Genomic DNA, 15,176 nt, shown 5'->3' on the forward strand with positions numbered 1-15,176 from the left:
GCAAGCCAGCTCCCACAGGTTTTGTAAACGGCACAGAACCCTGTGGGAGCTGGCTTGCCAGCGATGAGGGCAGAACAAACAACATCAAGCGGGGCTGTGTTCTTGCATCGCGGCTTTGTAGATCGAGTTCTTCGGCTGCGCAAACAGCCTTTCCATCATCGGCTCGAAGAAACTCAGCGGCAACGTGTCATACGCCGGATCAAACGCCGCCGCATCGTATTTGGCACAGAACTCGGCAGTGGCGTGGAACTGCGGATGGTCCTTGAATTGCTCGCGCAAATGCCGATCCATGCCCAGGTGATGAAAGAAGTAATAGCCCTGAAAGATGCCGTGCTTCTCCACCATCCACAGATTTTCCGCACTCACGAACGGCTTGATAATCGCTGCGGCGATGTCCGGATGGTTGTAGGAACCGAGGGTGTCGCCGATGTCGTGCAACAGCGCGCAGACCACGTATTCCTCGTCACGCCCGTCGCGAAACGCGCGGGTCGCGGTTTGCAACGAGTGGGTCAGGCGATCCACCGGGAAACCACCGAAGTCGCCTTCAAGCAGCTTCAAATGCGCGAGGATCCGCGATGGCAGCTGTCTGGCATAGGCACTGAAATCGGCGGCGATAATCGCCCAGTCTTCCTCGGTGCCGTCCTTCATATGGGTGAAGCGAGCATGGGCATTCATTGGCAGACCCTCATTCAGAACGCCACGCGACCGAGAATCATGTCGCGGTACATGACGAAATCGCCGAGCAGGCTGTACAGCGGATGCTGAAATGTCGCCGGGCGGTTTTTCTCGAAAAAGAAATGGCCGATCCAGGCAAAGCTGTAACCGGCCACAGGCAACGCCAGCAACAGCAGCCAGGCGCCTTTGGCGATGCTCAGGGCGAGAATGAAGATGACCAGAGAAGTGCCGATGAAATGCAAACGACGGCAGGTGCTGTTGCTGTGTTCGGCGAGGTAATACGGATAGAACTCGGCGAAGCTGTTGAACTGCTTGATGTTTTCCACGACCGCGCTCTCTGTGGTGATTGTTCTGGCGACAAGTTGTGCGTCGGGCAGCTTATTTGAGTCTAGAGTGATCATTGGCGTGGGCCAGTGACAATCGGCGCCACTTTAGTATCCTTCGCAAATAGGGCGGTTATCTGCAGCCCGTCATGTAAAAGAATAACAACCATGAGCGAACGAACGACTTCTGCAAGCTGGGCGATGGGGATTGTCAAAGCACTGGAGATGGACGGCCTGGATTGCCGGGTACTGTTCAGGCAGCTGGGGCTGGATTTCAGCGCCCTTGAAGATCCGGATGCACGCTTCCCGCAAGACTCCATGACCCGGCTCTGGCAGCGCGCGGTCGAGGTTTCCGGCAACCCCGCGATCGGCCTGAACATGGGCAAAGTGGTGCGCCCGGCCTCGTTTCATGTCGCCGGCTATGCGCTGATGTCGAGCAATACCCTGGCTGAAGGCTTCCAGCGTCTGGTGCGCTATCAACGCATCATTGCCGAAAGCGCTGACTTGAGCTTTCGCCTGCTCGAGGAAGGTTATGCGCTGATTCTCACCGTGCATGGCGATCATCTACCGCCGACCCGGCAGAGCGCCGAAGCGTCACTGGCCTGTGCACTGGCGCTGTGCGGCTGGCTGACCGGGCGCCCGCTGCACCCGGTCAAAGTGTTGGTTCAGGGCGATCAGCCGACAAACCTGCAACCTTATAAAGAAGCCTTTCACGCACCGCTGGTGTTCAACGCGCCATACGACGCGTTGATCTTCGAACGGGCCGACATGGAGGCGCCGCTGCCGACCGCCAATGAAGCCATGGCGCTGTTGCATGATCGCTTTGCCGGGGAATATCTGGCGCGGTTCTCCGAGAGTCGCGTGACACACCGGGCACGCCAGGTGCTGTGTCGTTTGCTGCCCCAGGGCGAGCCCAAGCGCGACACCGTGGCGCAGACGCTGCACCTGTCGCAACGCACCTTGCAGCGGCGCTTGCAGGAGGAGGGCACCAGTTTTCAGCAGTTGCTCGACGACACCCGGCGTGAACTGGCCGAACAATATCTGGCGCAACCGAGCATGACCTTGCTGGAAATCGCCTACCTGCTGGGCTTTGCCGACCCGAGCAACTTCTTCCGCGCGTTCCGCCGCTGGTTCGACACCACGCCCGGCGAGTACCGCTTGCGCCTGGCGCAGGTGCCAGATGCGGTCAATGACGCCAGAACGCCGGAATACACAGCACAAACACCGTAATGATCTCCAGTCGGCCGAGCAGCATGCCGAACGACAGAATCCATTTCGCCGCATCCGGCAGGGTCGCGAAGTTGCCGGCCGGGCCGATGGTTTCGCCCAGGCCCGGGCCGACGCCGGACACGGTGCTGGCGGCACCGGTCAGTGCGGTCATCCAGTCGACCCCGAGCAGCGACAGCAGCAGCGCGATCACGCAGATGGTGATGGCGAAGAAAAACGAGAATGTCAGGATCGAACGGACAATTTCTTCGTCGAGGCGGTGACCGTTGTACTTCTGTTTGATCACCGCGCGCGGGTGGATCAGCTGATTAAGGTTGGCCTTGAGCAGGATATAGGCGACCTGGAAACGGAAAATCTTGATCCCGCCCGCCGTCGATCCTGAGCAGCCGCCGACAAAGCCCAGATAGAAAAACAGCATCAGCGAGAAGTTGCCCCACAGGCTGTAGTCACCGAGGGCGAAGCCGGTGGTGGTGACCACCGAGGTCACGTTCAGCGCCACATGCCGCAGCGCTTCCAGCCAATGCAGCTTGGTGGTCCACCAGTACCAGGTGCCGAGCACCAGCCAGGTCACCAGCAGCATTGCCAGCAAACCCTGCACCTGTTGATCCCTGATCAACGCACGGCGGTTGCCGCGCAGCGTCGCCACGTACAGGGTGAACGGCAGGCTGCCGAGGATCATGATGACGATCGCCACCCAGTGCACCGCCGGTTGCGTCCACTTGGCCAGCGACTGGTCGGAGGTCGAGAAACCACCGGTGGAAATCGCCGACATCGCGTGGTTGATCGCATCGAACGGGCTCATTCCGGCCCACCAGAACGCCAGACTGCCGAGAATGGTGATGCCGACGTAGGCCGCCACAATCAACCGCGCCACCATGTGCGAACGCGGCATGACCTTCTCCGAGCGGTCCGAGGATTCGGTCTGGAACAGGCGCATGCCACCGATGCGCAGCAGCGGCAGAATCGCCACCGCCATGCCGATGAAGCCGATGCCGCCGATCCAGTGCAGCAGCGACCGCCACATCAGAATCCCCGGCGACATGTTGTCCAGGCCGTTGAGCACGGTGGAGCCGGTGGCGGTGATGCCGGACATGCTTTCGAAGAACGAGTCGGTGTAGCTGATGTGCTGGGTCAGCAGAAACGGCAGCGCGGCGAAAATGCACACCACCAGCCAGCTGCTGACCGTCAGCAGATACATATCGCGCGGGCGCAGGTGGATGTGTTCCGGTCTGCCGGGTATCACCAGAGCGAGGCCGGCGACGAAGGTGATCATGCTCGCCCAGAGGAACGACGGCAGGTCGCTGGTGCGCTCGAAAATCACCAGCGTGGCCATCGGCACGACCATGGCCACAGCCAGGGTTATCAGGAAGATGCCGATGATAAAACCAATGATCCGTAAGGTCGGCAACGCCATGAAATCCGCTCGGGCTGGTGGGAGAAGGGCGCCATTCTACCTGTGGGGCAAGGCATGTAAACCGGCAGGCGCTGCGCAGATGAAGCTAGAATAGCCGCACATTTTTCAAAGGAGGTGGCCGATGCAGGCTCTCGACGCGTTGCTCAACCGTGTTTCCGTTCCCCGCCTGGTCGAACCGGCCCCCACTGCCGAGCAGCGCGAAGCCCTGTTCGGCGCGGCCTTGCGTGCCCCGGATCACGGACACTTGCAGCCGTACCGCTTTTTGACCGTCGAAGGCGCAGCGCGTGAGCAAATGGGCGAGTTGCTGGCCGAGGCGGCCCGCCAGCAAGCCGGCGAAGTCACCGAAGCGATGATCGATAAGGCTCGCAACGGCCCACTGCGCGCGCCGCTGGTGGTTGTGGTCATCGCGAAATTGCAGGAACACGTGAAATACCCGAAGGCCGAGCAACTGCTCACGGCCGGCTGTGCGGCTCACGGGATTCTGCTGGCGGCGTATGCGCAGGGGATTGGCGCAGTGTGGCGCACCGGGGATCTGGCGTACTCAAAGCATGTGGCCGAAGGCTTGGGGCTGGTGGAAGGCGAGGAGGTGATCGCGTTTCTCTATCTCGGCACGCCGCAGAAAGAGCCGCGCGTGGCGGAGAAGGTTGATCTGGCTGAGTTCGTCAGCGCCTGGCCAGGTAAGGTCTGAAGATCACAAGCCCCTCACCCTAACCCTCTCCCAGAGGGAGAGGGGACTGATTGGGGGATGCTTTGGAGTTACACCGACCTGAGCGACCTTCGCTGAATCCAGAGTCGGGATACCGGACGTGTTGTTTCTGCGAGTCCATAATCGACTCGGTCTTTCAGGTCGATGCACAACGGCAGACAACTCGGTCGGCCCCCTCTCCCTCCGGGAGAGGGTTGGGGTGAGGGGCTTTTTCAGGGCTGGACCACGACTCCCGGTACCAACGGCAATTCCAGACTCGCCACAAAGCCACCCTGCGGATGATTGGCCAGCGTTAGCGTGCCGCCATGCCGTTCCGCCGCGCGTTTGGCAATCGCCAGCCCCAGGCCATGCCCGGCAGCGGTCTGCCCCGGCGCCCGGTAGAACGGCTCGCCCAACTGACTCAGATGTTCGGTCTGCACCCCCGGCCCGTGGTCGCGCACGCTGATGACAATCCGCTCTCCCTGCCGCGCAGCCTGCAATTCAATCGGCTGATCGCTCGGGTTGAAGCGCTGGGCGTTGCGCAGCAAATTGTCCACGGCGCGCTCTATCATCGTCGGCCAGCCTTTGAGATTCAGTTGTGGCTCAGCTTGCAGGCGCACGGTCTGCTCGGGGGAGCTGAGCTGCGCATCCTTTTGCAGCGTGGCGAGCAACGCATTCAGGTCGACTTCTTCAGCGCTGGCGTTGTCGGCATCGACTCGCGCCAGCACCAGAATTTCACTGATCAACGCCTCCAGCCGATCGCATTCGCGGGTCAGGCGTGGCCACAGTTTTTCGCGCTCTTGCGGGTTGGCACGCTCGGCCAAAGCCAACGCAATGCGCAGGCGCGCCAGTGGTGAGCGCAGTTCGTGGGAGACATCGCGCAGCAATTGGCGCTGACTGCCGATCAGGCTTTGCAGGCGCGCGCCCATGCGGTTGAAATCGGTGGCCAGCACGCCGAATTCGTCACGGCGGTTGGCCAGTTTCGCCAAGCTGTTCTGTTGATAAGTCGTCTGCCCCAGATCATGCACCGCGCCGCGCAAGCGACTCAGTGGGCGGGTGATGGAGAAAGTCACGAGCAAACTGAACAGAGTCAACACCACCAGCGCGATGCCCAGCGCACTCAGCGGCCAGAGCAGGCTTTCGCGGTGCCAGGCGTCGAGCTCGGGGTGCGGGATGCGGTAGATGAACAGGTAGGTATCACCGGTTTTTTCGCTGGTGATTTCGTCGGTCAGGCGCCGCCACGGCAGGCGGCGATCGTCGTTGTTCTGCCGCGCTTCGAATGCTGCGGCCCGGCGCGGGAAGGTGCCACGCACCACCGGATCGCCGGTTTCGTTGAGCACCTGAACGTCGATGTGATACTGGCGTTTACGTTGTTCGAGGATATCCTGCGCGGCTTCTTCGCCCTGGGCTTCGTAGGTCTGCGTCCATTCTGCGGCCAGCGTGTTGAGGCCGGGATGGCGGCTGAGAATCCACGCGTCCTGATTGAGCATGTGCCCGAGCAGAATCGACAGCCCGGCTACCAGAGCGATGGCCAGCCAGAAGCTCGCAAGAATCCGCCAGAACAGTGAACGCACAGAAACTCCTCGAAAATCACACCGTTCAAATGTGGGAGCGAGCCTGCTCGCGAAGACGCAGTGTCAGTCAAACCATCGCTGGCTGATACACCGCCTTCGCGAGCAGGCTCGCTCCCACATTCGATTTGAATGGAACAGGCCCGACGAGGTGAGTCGTCGGGCCCAGGGTCAAGCCATTATTGCGCCTTTTGTGCCTGCTGCGCTTTCCAGGCCTTGAACTCGGCCCATTCGGCGCGGCGTTCGGCGCGTTTCTTCTGGATCTCGTCGAACTGCTTCTGTTGCTCGGGCTTAAGCAGTGCACGGACATCGGACTCGGCTTTCTTGTGGTTGGCCGCGATCTCGTCCTTCATGGCTTTCTGGTCGGCCGGCGAGAGTTTCTCCAGGTACTTGTCGACCACCTGCTTACGCTCGTGCATCTGCTCGCCCATGATCTTGCGAATCTGCTCGCGCTGTTCGCGGGTCAGGTCGAGCTGGCTGTACGGACCTTTGCCGTGCATGCCGCCGTGCATCTGACCGCCGTGGCGCGGGCCATCCAGCGGACCACCCAGCGGACCGCCATCCTGCGGCATGGCCATGGCCACGGTTGGCAGAGCGGCAGCGAACATCAGAGCGATAAGAGTCTTGCGCATGGTGTATCTCCTTGTCTCGTTCCCGGTACGTTCCGGATGAGTTCAGATTACGCAGATCAAGGTCAGCGGCGGTCAGCGCAGCGTAAAGCTTCGGTAAAGACGTTTCGTGCCCGGCCTTACACATATCCAGTGCAGGAGGTGCTGAAGGCTGCGATCTTTTGGATAATGCACGGGCCGAGGCTGTGATCACTCATTTAGACGACATTGTCGCTCAGCGAAAGAACAACGGCTGCGTGCCTTAACAAAGCGAATACCGAGCTTCCCTATGACTAATAAAACGTTTACCAGGCAACTCGGCCCATGGCTGATGGCAGCTTTATCGGTCAATGCGATTTTTTTGGCATTCCTGATTTTTGATCATGGTTCGCAGGGGCACGATATGAAGATGATCAAAACTAAAGAACCGTTGCTGATCGAGGGCCCAATCGGCGACGAAAATTACTACGTGCTGCCGCAGGGTACTACGCTATATCACGATAAAAGCTTTCCTGAAGGGCATGATCGTTATGTGGTGTATCTCAATCATAAGGGTACGATTGCCCACGAAGAAGTACCGATGAAGCCTGAGTACGGCGGTTCTTTCATTGATCCGCTCTGGCTGGCAAATGTTGATGCGAATACTTTGCAAGAAATTTTCAAGCGTTTTCCACTTTCCAAAAAAGACATTGCCGCTGCCATTAAGGCCAACGAGATAACCAAGGACGATTTGGCCGACATTATTCGTTCGATGCCCGATTAACCACTGCAAAGCCACCGACGGCTGCATTCCATACAGAGCGCGGAAACGATCAGATACCCCTCTGTAGGAGTGAGCCTGCTCGCGATGGCGGTGTGCCAGAAAAGAATGTGTTGACTGACACACCGCCATCGCGAGCAGGCTCACTTCTACACGGCGCAGGTCTTATAGACTGTAGTAGTAACCACGGCTACGCAGCGCAACGATGCGCGGGCGGCCGTCGGGGTGGGGGCCGATTTTTTTGCGCAGGTTGCTGACGTGCATGTCGAGGCTGCGGTCGTACAGGGTCAGCTTGCGGCCGAGGGCCAGTTGCGCCAGTTCCTGTTTGTCCAGCGGCTCGCCGGGCTGCTTGAGGAGGGCTTCGAGCAGGCGGCTTTCGGAGACGGTCAGGGTCAGTTCTTTTTCGTCGATGCTGACTACGCCGCGCACCGGGCTGAAACTCAGATCACCCAGCTCAAGTTGCGTCGATACGGCGGCCGGATGGCTGCGGCGCAACACGGCGCGCAGGCGCGCGGTCAGTTCGCGGGGGTCGCAGGGTTTGGCCAGGTAATCGTCGGCGCCCAGTTCGAGGCCGAGGATGCGGTCCAGCGGTTCGCCACGCGCTGACAGCATCAGCACCGGCAGGTCGGCGTGGTCGTTGCGCAATTGCTTGAGCAGTTCCAGACCGCTGCCGTCGGGCAGCATCACGTCCAGCACTACCGCCGCCGGGGCGGTTTCGGCCAACGCCTTGCGGGCGCTCTGGCCGTCGTGGCAGGCGCGCACCTGGAAGCCTTCCTGGCTCAACCAGCTACTCAGGAGTTCGCACAACTCCTGGTCATCATCAATCAGTAACAGCTCGCTCATGACTCACTCAATTTAGCCATTGCCGACGTTTTCGGCTTGCACCACTGGCAAAGATACCGCAGAGCAGCGCCAATAGCGCTACCCCGGCGCCAGTGACGAACCACTGCTGTTGATCGGTCAGCAAACGCGGCAGCGGGCTGGCCTGGGCTTCCTTGAGTTGCAGCTTCAGACGCTGGTTCTCCTGGCGCAGCCGGGCGAGCTGGGCGCTTTCGCGAGTGTTGTCGGCATTTTGCAGTTGTTTGTTCAGTTCTTCGCGCTGCTGTTCACTGGCCTTGAGCCGCTGTTGCAGCTCGGTGATCTGGCTGCCGGCGCTCAATGACAATGGCGTGGAGCTGCCGCTTTCGGTGGTTTCCTCACCATGGGCGGGGGCCATGATCGACAACGTGAGCAACATCAGACACAACGGACCCTTGCGCATCGCGACACCTGTTTTCCAAATGGATATTGGGCAGGTTGTCGGCAGGCAAACGAGAATAATGAGCGATTGAGATGGATGAGAAGCGAGAAGGTTCAGTGCGCAGGGGGTGATGTTGGTGGCTGACAAATAATTTGTGGCTGATGAATATTCTGTGGCGAGGGGTTTAGCGAAACGTCGCACCGCCCCGTTGGGCTGCGTAGCAGTCCTGAAATGGGAGCATGCGGTGTGTCAGACACACCGCGTTGGATGGGTTTTGGGGCGGCTTCGCCACCCAGCGGGGATGAATCCCCTCGCCACATGAATCCCCTCGGCATTTCAATAGCGGGATTACGGCAGGACTTGCTTGAACGGCTTGACGATCACATTGGCGTAGACGCCGGCGGCAATGTACGGGTCGGCATCGGCCCAGGCCTGTGCGGCGCTGAGGGAGTCGAACTCGGCGACGATCAGGCTGCCGGTGAAACCCGCTGCGCCCGGATCATTGCTGTCGACGGCCGGGTGCGGGCCGGCCAGCACGATGCGGCCTTCGCCCTTGAGCGCTTGCAGGCGTTCCAGATGCGCCGGGCGCGCGGCCAGGCGAGCTTCCAGCGAGTTGGCAACGTCGGTGGCAATGATGGCGTAGAGCATGTCAGTCCTCGGTTTTTGGCGTTGTGGTATCGGTGTCATGCAGATGGCGCGACAGGTAAACGCCCTGTGCGACCAGGAACAGCACGGTCATGCCCAGGCTGCCGAACACCTTGAAGTCGACCCAGATGCTCTGGAAGGTGAAGGCGACGAACAGGTTTGCCGCGCCGCAAAACAGGAAGAAGCCGATCCAGGCGATGTTCAGGCGCGTCCAGACCGGGTCTGGCAGGGTCAGCGCGTGGCCCATGATGCGTTTGATCAGCAGGCGATCGCCGATGAAGTGGCTACCGATGAACGCCGCAGCGAACAGCCAGTTGACCACCGGCGCTTTCCATTTCAGGAAGGTTTCGCTGTGGAAGGCCAGCGTCAGGCTGCCGAATACCAGGCAGGCGATCAGCGTCAGCCATTGGCTCTTTTCCAGCTTGCGCTGCTTGATGAACAGCGCGCCGTACACCACCAGCGAACTGATGATCAGCATCGCCGTGGCGCTGTAGATACCGCCTACGGTCACTTGCTGGCCGGCAATGTCGACGACCCGTGGATCAAGTTTGTAAACGATGAAGAACAGCAGAAGCGGGATGAAATCGATGAATTGTTTCACAGTGAGAGCCAGAAGCTGGATGTGGCGGCATAATAACAAACATATGGGCGCGCGATAGCGCCAGCTGATTTGAGGTTACAACTCCCCGTGAATGTTGATTTGCACTGCCACAGCACGGCCTCCGACGGCGCCCTGGCGCCTGCGGTTCTGGTTGCGCGAGCGTTCGAAAACGGCGTGCGAGTCCTGGCGTTGACCGACCACGACACCCTTGAGGGGCTCGCCGAGGCGCGTACTGCTGCCACCGAGTTGGGCATGCAACTGGTCAACGGCGTCGAATTGTCCTGCACCTGGGGCGGGGCGACTATTCACGTATTGGGCTACGGTTTCGACGTCAACGCTGCGCCGTTGGTTGAAGCGATCGCCAAATTGCACGATGGCCGCTGGCTGCGGTCGGAAGAAATAAGCCGCAAGCTCGCACTCAAGGGGATGCCCGGTGCCCTCGACGGCGCCCGGCAGATCCAGCAGGAACTGGGCGACAGCGGCAACGCGCCGGCCCGGCCGCATTTCGCCGACTGGATGGTGCGTGAAGGTTATGTAAAGGATCGCGCCGAGGCATTTCGCAAATGGCTCGGCGCCGGCAAACTCGGCGACGTCAAACTGCACTGGCCGACGCTGGAAAACACCGTCGCCACCCTGCGCGCCGCCGGAGCCTGGGTCAGCCTGGCGCATCCATGGCACTACGATTTCACCCGTAGCAAGCGCCGAAAGCTGATTGCCGACTATATTCAAGCAGGCGGGCATGCTATCGAGGTGGTCAATGGCCATCAGCCCGCAGAACAGGTGGGCAGCCTGGCGATCCTTGCCCGTGAGTTCGGTCTGCTGGTCAGCGCCGGCAGTGACTTCCATGGCCCTGGCGGCTGGTCCGAGATCGGCCAGTACCGGCCGGTTCCCGAGGACCTTCCACCCCTGTGGTGTCGGTTCAAACATGACACAGATATTGCCGCCGTCTGAACAGGTAGAGAATGTGAGTCAATTTTTCCAGATACATCCGGAAAACCCGCAAGCGCGCCTGATCAAACAGGCGGTCGAGATCATCCGCAAAGGCGGGGTGGTGATTTATCCCACGGACTCGTCCTACGCCATTGGTTGCCAGATCGGCGACAAGACCGCCATCGAGCGTGTGCGACGTCTGCGTCAGCTCGATGAAAAGCACAACTTCGCGCTGATCTGCAGCGACCTGTCGCAACTGGGCAATTACGCCAAGATCGACACCGGCACCTTCCGCATTCTCAAGGCGCACCTGCCGGGGCCTTACACCTTTATTCTCAACGCCACCCGCGAAGTGCCGCGCCTGTTGCTGCATCCGAAAAAACGCACCATCGGCCTGCGCGTGCCAAGCCATCCGATCGCGCTGGCGCTGCTGGCCGAACTCGGCGAGCCGCTGATGAGCGTCACGCTGATCATGCCCGGCGATGAAGACCCACTTACGGATCCGTACGAAATGCGCCAGTTGCTCGAGCATCAGGTCGATCTGATCATCGACGGCGGCTTCGGCGGCATCAAGGCCTCAACGGTGATTGACCTGACCGGCGACGACCCGGAAGTGGTCCGCGTCGGTTGCGGCGATCCGACGCCATTCATGGTCGAGGCCTGAATGTCCGCAGTGGAAACCGTGGTCGATCCCCAGGCCGGTGCCCAGCAGGAACTGCCGTTCGCGATGGTCTATGGTCAGGCGGTCATGGAAATGCCGCTGGACCTGTACATCCCGCCGGATGCGCTGGAAGTTTTTCTCGAAGCCTTCGAAGGCCCGCTCGACCTGCTGCTGTACCTGATCCGCAAACAGAACATCAATATCCTCGACATTCCGGTGGCGGAAATCACCCGCCAGTACATGGGCTATGTCGAGTTGATGCAATCGGTGCGTCTGGAGCTGGCCGCCGAATACCTGGTGATGGCGGCGATGCTCGCCGAGATCAAATCGCGCATGCTTCTGCCGCGCGCCGAAACCGTTGAAGATGAAGAAGACGACCCGCGCGCTGAACTGATCCGCCGCTTGCAGGAATACGAGCGCTTCAAGGCTGCCGCTGAAGGTATCGATGGGCTGAGCCGGGTCGGTCGCGATGTGATCGTGCCCAGGCTCGACGCCCCGGAAGCGCGGGCGCGCAAGCTGTTGCCCGACGTCGCGCTGGAAGAGATTCTGATGTGCATGGCCGAAGTCCTGCGCCGTGGCGACATGTTCGAAAGCCACCAGGTCAGTCGCGAAGCGCTGTCCACCCGCGAGCGCATGAGCGATGTGCTGGAACGGCTCAAGGGCGGCGGCTTCGTGCCGTTTGTCGAGCTGTTCACCGCTGAAGAAGGCCGCCTGGGTGTGGTGGTGACCTTCATGGCAATCCTTGAACTGGTCAAGGAATCCTTGGTCGAGCTGGTGCAGAATGAGCCGTTCGCCGCGATCCACGTGCGAGCCCGAGCCGAATAACGAGTCCCTGTATGAACCTGACTGAACCCCGCGAGCTGGCGTCCCTGCTTGAAGCCTTTCTGTTGGCCTCGGGAAAGCCGCAATCCCTTGAGCGCCTGTATGAACTGTTTGAAGAAGGCGAGCGGCCGGAGCCGGCGGTCTTCAAGAAAGCTCTGACCCTGCTCGGCAAATCCTGCGAGGGCCGTGCCTTCGAGCTCAAGGAAGTCTCGTCGGGCTATCGCTTGCAGATCCGCGAGAAGTTTTCACCGTGGGTCGGCCGTCTCTGGGAAGAACGCCCGCAGCGCTATTCCCGTGCGTTGCTGGAGACCATCGCGCTGATCGCCTATCGCCAGCCGATCACCCGTGGCGAGATCGAAGACGTGCGTGGCGTGGCGGTCAACAGCAACATCGTCAAGACCTTGCTCGAGCGTGAGTGGATCCGCGTCGTCGGCTATCGCGACGTGCCGGGCAAACCGGCGATGTTCGCCACGACCAAGGCGTTTCTCGACCACTTCAACCTGAAAAACCTCGAAGACCTGCCGCCGCTGGCCGAACTGCGCGAGATGGAAGCCGAACCGGTGCTCGACTTCGACGACGCGCCGGTGCCGCAGAGTCTGCAGGAACTGGCCGACGCCAGCGCGGAGCCGGAAGAGGAGAAGGAAGAAACCAGTTTCCATTCCCTGCTGCTGGAGCTGGACAGCATGGAAGAGGGCATCAAAACCGATTTCGACGATTTGCTGCGCGATGCGGTGGATGGCGAAGCACCGGTGCCCGAGCCTGAGATCACCGCGCCGGTTGTTGAAGTTGAAGTTGAACTTGAAGCGGCGCCTGACGCCGAACCGGAAGAAGACATTCTCGGTGTCGCCGAAGCCCGCGAGAAACTCCTGGCCGCTGTCGCCGCCCTCGAACAGCCGGAACCGGAACTCAGCGAAGAAGAAGCCGAAGCCCGCGCGCTGGCTGAGGCGATTGAGGCCGAACGGCGCGAGTTCGAAGAATGACGCCTATTGAGAAACCAATGTAGACCCTTGTGGGAGCGAGCCTGCTCGCGAAGGCGGTGTGTCAGATACATCGATACTGAATGACACTGCGCCTTCGCGAGCAGGCTCGCTCCCACAGGGTGAAATGTCGTTCTGGAGATTGCGATGAGCTCAACCAAAGACCCCTGCATCAGCCTCTGCAAATTCTCCGAAGACATCTGCCTCGGTTGCGGTCGCAGCAAGCGCGAGATCAAGGCCTGGAAGAAGCTCGACAAGGACGACAAGCGCACCGTGCTGGCCGAAGCCGCGCTGCGCCTGATCAAACTCGGTGGTGCCGGTCGGCGGAAAAAGAAATAACTGTTGATCGATCAGCTAGTCTCTGATGCGCGACGGCGCACATCCGCGTATGATTCGCGACCCTTCGCCGATCCCTTCGGCCTGGACCCAGTTTTCAATACTTCAGGCGCCGCCTGAACAGACCACACCGGGAGGTGCCCAGATGAGTGACATCAATCAGAAAGACGACCAGGAAATCGGCCCAGCAGGCGAAAAGCTGCAGAAGGTCCTCGCCCGTATCGGCGTCGGCTCGCGCCGTGACGTGGAATCCTGGATCAGCCAGGGCCGGATCAAGGTCAATGGCAAAGACGCCACCCTTGGCCTGCGCGTCGACATGCACGACGCCATCACCATCGATGGCAAGGTGATCAAACGCGAAGAGGCCGCCGAATCGGTGCGCCGCGTGATCATGTACAACAAGCCCGACGGCGAAATCTGCACCCGTGACGACCCGGAAGGCCGTCCGACCGTGTTCGACAAGCTGCCGCGTCCGAAAGAAGGCCGCTGGATCAACATCGGCCGTCTCGACATCAACACCACCGGTCTGCTGATGTTCACCACTGACGGTGAGCTGGCCAACCGTCTGATGCACCCGTCCTACGAGATGGACCGCGAGTACGCCGTGCGTGTACGCGGTGAAGTCGACGACGAGATGATCGAACGCCTCAAGGCTGGCGTGGTGCTGGAAGACGGTCCGGCGCGTTTCACCGACATTCAACAGGCGCCGGGCGGTGAAGGCTTCAACCATTGGTACCACTGCGTGGTCATGGAAGGGCGCAACCGTGAAGTGCGTCGTCTGTGGGAATCCCAAGGTCTGGTGGTCAGCCGTCTGAAGCGCGTGCGTTTCGGTCCGGTGTTCCTCAACTCCGACCTGCCGATGGGCCGCTGGCGCGAAATGAGCCAGTACGAAGTCGACGTGCTCAGCGCCGAAGTCGGCCTGACGCCGGTGGCAATGCCGCAGCTGAATGCCAAGAGCAAGGACAAGCTCGAACGCATGCAGCGCAAATCGTCGCGGCCAATGGCCAAGACCGAGCGCGTGCGTACCCTGCGTCCAGCCGCTGGCGCACCCACCGCACCGCGCCCGAGCCGTGAGCCGCAGATCGAAGGCGAGCGTCCAGGTCGCAAGCCGGTTGCCCGTGACGGCGAGCGCGCACCGCGTCCGGCTAATGGCCGTACTGAGCGTGGCGAAGGTCGTGCACCGGCCGGTCGCGGTACGCCAGTGGCGGATCGTCCAGCCGACACCAGCAACAAGCGCCCGGCCAAACCGGCGCCGAAGCGTCCGGGGATCAAACTGGTCGACGGCGACAAGCCCTCGGGCAAGCGTCGCGGCGCACCGGCTGGTTCGGGCCAGCGCCCGGGGTTCGGACGCAAGAAACCGGAATAAGGCAGCTGTGAGTTACTAGCTGCAAGCTGCAAGCTACAAGCTACAAGCTACAAGCTACAAGCTGAAGCAAAAACGCCAACCTCAGGGTTGGCGTTTTCTTTGTCTGGACGAAAGTCTGTGCTGACACCGATCGTTCCCACGCTCTGCGTGGGAATGCATCAACGGACGCTCCGCGTTCGGCTTTGGAAGGGACGCGGAGCGTCCCGGGCTGCATTCCCACGCGGAGCGTGGGAACGATCATCTGCGGCTTACATAAATCCCCTGTGGGAGATTCTATGGTTCATGCCTAGCCCCTAAACGCCTTTGGGTGAGTATTCGCTCTGGTTTTTCAATAG

The 15,176-nt window shown here is 60.7% G+C and carries 18 protein-coding genes; 9 read left to right on the forward strand and 9 right to left on the reverse strand.

What is annotated here, in order from left to right; genetic code table 11:
• Positions 1-84: 84 nt before the first annotated feature.
• Together AAEZ10_RS26160 and AAEZ10_RS26165 are read right to left on the reverse strand one after the other, a co-directional pair.
• Positions 85-675 carry an HD domain-containing protein gene (locus tag AAEZ10_RS26160; RefSeq protein ID WP_350571614.1) on the reverse strand — a complete coding sequence of 197 codons (591 nt, stop codon included), beginning with the start codon at positions 673-675 and terminating at the stop codon, positions 85-87.
• Positions 676-689: 14 nt separating this feature from the next.
• The gene (locus AAEZ10_RS26165) at positions 690-1,001 is read right to left on the reverse strand and encodes an Mpo1-like protein (RefSeq protein ID WP_122611674.1); all 312 of its coding nucleotides are present in this window, start codon (positions 999-1,001) and stop codon (positions 690-692) included.
• Positions 1,002-1,166: 165 nt separating this feature from the next.
• On the opposite strand from AAEZ10_RS26165, the gene AAEZ10_RS26170 reads away from it, so the two are divergent.
• Complete coding sequence (locus tag AAEZ10_RS26170) at positions 1,167-2,228, forward strand: AraC family transcriptional regulator (protein WP_280035976.1); 1,062 nt, start codon at positions 1,167-1,169, stop codon at positions 2,226-2,228.
• On the opposite strand, the gene AAEZ10_RS26175 is transcribed toward AAEZ10_RS26170, so the two are convergent.
• Entirely contained in the window at positions 2,185-3,639 is a 1,455-nt protein-coding gene (locus AAEZ10_RS26175; protein ID WP_024012066.1) for a TrkH family potassium uptake protein, read from the reverse strand. The two genes, AAEZ10_RS26170 and AAEZ10_RS26175, sit on opposite strands and share 44 nt — an antisense overlap.
• 121 nt (positions 3,640-3,760) lie before the next feature.
• Here AAEZ10_RS26175 and AAEZ10_RS26180 point away from each other — a divergent pair, with 121 nt between their 5' ends.
• The gene (locus tag AAEZ10_RS26180) at positions 3,761-4,327 is read left to right on the forward strand and encodes a nitroreductase family protein (RefSeq protein ID WP_350571617.1); all 567 of its coding nucleotides are present in this window, start codon (positions 3,761-3,763) and stop codon (positions 4,325-4,327) included.
• 230 nt (positions 4,328-4,557) lie between these two features.
• Here the strand turns inward: AAEZ10_RS26180 and AAEZ10_RS26185 are convergent, their stop codons facing one another.
• The gene (locus tag AAEZ10_RS26185; protein WP_350571619.1) at positions 4,558-5,898 is read right to left on the reverse strand and encodes a sensor histidine kinase; all 1,341 of its coding nucleotides are present in this window, start codon (positions 5,896-5,898) and stop codon (positions 4,558-4,560) included.
• Between the two features lie 176 nt (positions 5,899-6,074).
• Positions 6,075-6,527 (reverse strand): Spy/CpxP family protein refolding chaperone, encoded by a 453-nt coding sequence (locus AAEZ10_RS26190; RefSeq protein ID WP_042607494.1) that lies wholly within the window; start codon positions 6,525-6,527, stop codon positions 6,075-6,077.
• Between the two features lie 265 nt (positions 6,528-6,792).
• Between AAEZ10_RS26190 and AAEZ10_RS26195 the strand changes: the two genes are divergently transcribed.
• Positions 6,793-7,266: a hypothetical protein gene (locus AAEZ10_RS26195; protein ID WP_110645043.1), complete on the forward strand. Its 474-nt coding sequence runs from the start codon at positions 6,793-6,795 to the stop codon at positions 7,264-7,266.
• A 162-nt stretch (positions 7,267-7,428) separates the two neighbouring features.
• Here the strand turns inward: AAEZ10_RS26195 and AAEZ10_RS26200 are convergent, their stop codons facing one another.
• From AAEZ10_RS26200 to AAEZ10_RS26215, 4 genes are all read right to left on the reverse strand, one after another.
• Entirely contained in the window at positions 7,429-8,106 is a 678-nt protein-coding gene (locus tag AAEZ10_RS26200) for a response regulator transcription factor (protein WP_016771129.1), read from the reverse strand.
• A 7-nt stretch (positions 8,107-8,113) separates the two neighbouring features.
• Entirely contained in the window at positions 8,114-8,524 is a 411-nt protein-coding gene (locus AAEZ10_RS26205; RefSeq protein ID WP_016771128.1) for an SH3 domain-containing protein, read from the reverse strand.
• Positions 8,525-8,851: 327 nt separating this feature from the next.
• Entirely contained in the window at positions 8,852-9,151 is a 300-nt protein-coding gene (locus tag AAEZ10_RS26210; protein WP_016987935.1) for a YciI family protein, read from the reverse strand.
• Position 9,152: 1 nt separating this feature from the next.
• A complete protein-coding gene (locus AAEZ10_RS26215) occupies positions 9,153-9,749 on the reverse strand; it encodes a septation protein A (RefSeq protein ID WP_016771126.1) in 597 nt (198 codons plus the stop codon).
• Positions 9,750-9,836: 87 nt separating this feature from the next.
• On the opposite strand from AAEZ10_RS26215, the gene AAEZ10_RS26220 reads away from it, so the two are divergent.
• The 6 genes from AAEZ10_RS26220 to rluB all read left to right on the forward strand — a co-directional run bounded on the left by AAEZ10_RS26220 (position 9,837) and on the right by rluB (position 14,841).
• Positions 9,837-10,700 (forward strand): PHP domain-containing protein, encoded by an 864-nt coding sequence (locus tag AAEZ10_RS26220; protein ID WP_071171402.1) that lies wholly within the window; start codon positions 9,837-9,839, stop codon positions 10,698-10,700.
• A gap of 13 nt (positions 10,701-10,713) precedes the next feature.
• Complete coding sequence (locus tag AAEZ10_RS26225; RefSeq protein ID WP_041478985.1) at positions 10,714-11,343, forward strand: L-threonylcarbamoyladenylate synthase; 630 nt, start codon at positions 10,714-10,716, stop codon at positions 11,341-11,343.
• Positions 11,344-12,165, forward strand: a complete 822-nt coding sequence (locus AAEZ10_RS26230) for a segregation and condensation protein A (protein WP_071171403.1) — start codon at positions 11,344-11,346, stop codon at positions 12,163-12,165.
• An 11-nt stretch (positions 12,166-12,176) separates the two neighbouring features.
• Complete coding sequence (scpB, locus tag AAEZ10_RS26235; protein ID WP_350571623.1) at positions 12,177-13,142, forward strand: SMC-Scp complex subunit ScpB; 966 nt, start codon at positions 12,177-12,179, stop codon at positions 13,140-13,142.
• Positions 13,143-13,286: 144 nt separating this feature from the next.
• Positions 13,287-13,478 carry a DUF1289 domain-containing protein gene (locus tag AAEZ10_RS26240; RefSeq protein WP_073472829.1) on the forward strand — a complete coding sequence of 64 codons (192 nt, stop codon included), beginning with the start codon at positions 13,287-13,289 and terminating at the stop codon, positions 13,476-13,478.
• A gap of 142 nt (positions 13,479-13,620) precedes the next feature.
• On the forward strand, positions 13,621-14,841 hold the full coding sequence (rluB, locus tag AAEZ10_RS26245) for a 23S rRNA pseudouridine(2605) synthase RluB (protein WP_073472826.1): 1,221 nt from the start codon (positions 13,621-13,623) through the stop codon (positions 14,839-14,841).
• Positions 14,842-15,176 lie beyond the last annotated feature (335 nt).

The sequence above is a fragment of the Pseudomonas sp. H26/SER47-MNA-CIBAN-0231 genome (genome assembly GCF_040310465.1).
In the GTDB taxonomy this organism is placed as follows: Bacteria; Pseudomonadota; Gammaproteobacteria; order Pseudomonadales; family Pseudomonadaceae; genus Aquipseudomonas; species Aquipseudomonas atacamensis.

What these genes read in the sequence shown, in the direction of transcription:
- AAEZ10_RS26160 (WP_350571614.1), bottom strand. Translation starts at nt 675, where the DNA reads ATGAATGCCCATGCTCGCTTCACCCATATGAAGGACGGCACCGAGGAA.
- AAEZ10_RS26170 (WP_280035976.1), top strand. Translation starts at nt 1,167, where the DNA reads ATGAGCGAACGAACGACTTCTGCAAGCTGGGCGATGGGGATTGTCAAA.
- AAEZ10_RS26175 (WP_024012066.1), bottom strand. Translation starts at nt 3,639, where the DNA reads ATGGCGTTGCCGACCTTACGGATCATTGGTTTTATCATCGGCATCTTC.
- AAEZ10_RS26180 (WP_350571617.1), top strand. Translation starts at nt 3,761, where the DNA reads ATGCAGGCTCTCGACGCGTTGCTCAACCGTGTTTCCGTTCCCCGCCTG.
- AAEZ10_RS26190 (WP_042607494.1), bottom strand. Translation starts at nt 6,527, where the DNA reads ATGCGCAAGACTCTTATCGCTCTGATGTTCGCTGCCGCTCTGCCAACC.
- AAEZ10_RS26195 (WP_110645043.1), top strand. Translation starts at nt 6,793, where the DNA reads ATGACTAATAAAACGTTTACCAGGCAACTCGGCCCATGGCTGATGGCA.
- AAEZ10_RS26200 (WP_016771129.1), bottom strand. Translation starts at nt 8,106, where the DNA reads ATGAGCGAGCTGTTACTGATTGATGATGACCAGGAGTTGTGCGAACTC.
- AAEZ10_RS26205 (WP_016771128.1), bottom strand. Translation starts at nt 8,524, where the DNA reads ATGCGCAAGGGTCCGTTGTGTCTGATGTTGCTCACGTTGTCGATCATG.
- AAEZ10_RS26210 (WP_016987935.1), bottom strand. Translation starts at nt 9,151, where the DNA reads ATGCTCTACGCCATCATTGCCACCGACGTTGCCAACTCGCTGGAAGCT.
- AAEZ10_RS26230 (WP_071171403.1), top strand. Translation starts at nt 11,344, where the DNA reads ATGTCCGCAGTGGAAACCGTGGTCGATCCCCAGGCCGGTGCCCAGCAG.
- scpB (WP_350571623.1), top strand. Translation starts at nt 12,177, where the DNA reads ATGAACCTGACTGAACCCCGCGAGCTGGCGTCCCTGCTTGAAGCCTTT.
- AAEZ10_RS26240 (WP_073472829.1), top strand. Translation starts at nt 13,287, where the DNA reads ATGAGCTCAACCAAAGACCCCTGCATCAGCCTCTGCAAATTCTCCGAA.
- rluB (WP_073472826.1), top strand. Translation starts at nt 13,621, where the DNA reads ATGAGTGACATCAATCAGAAAGACGACCAGGAAATCGGCCCAGCAGGC.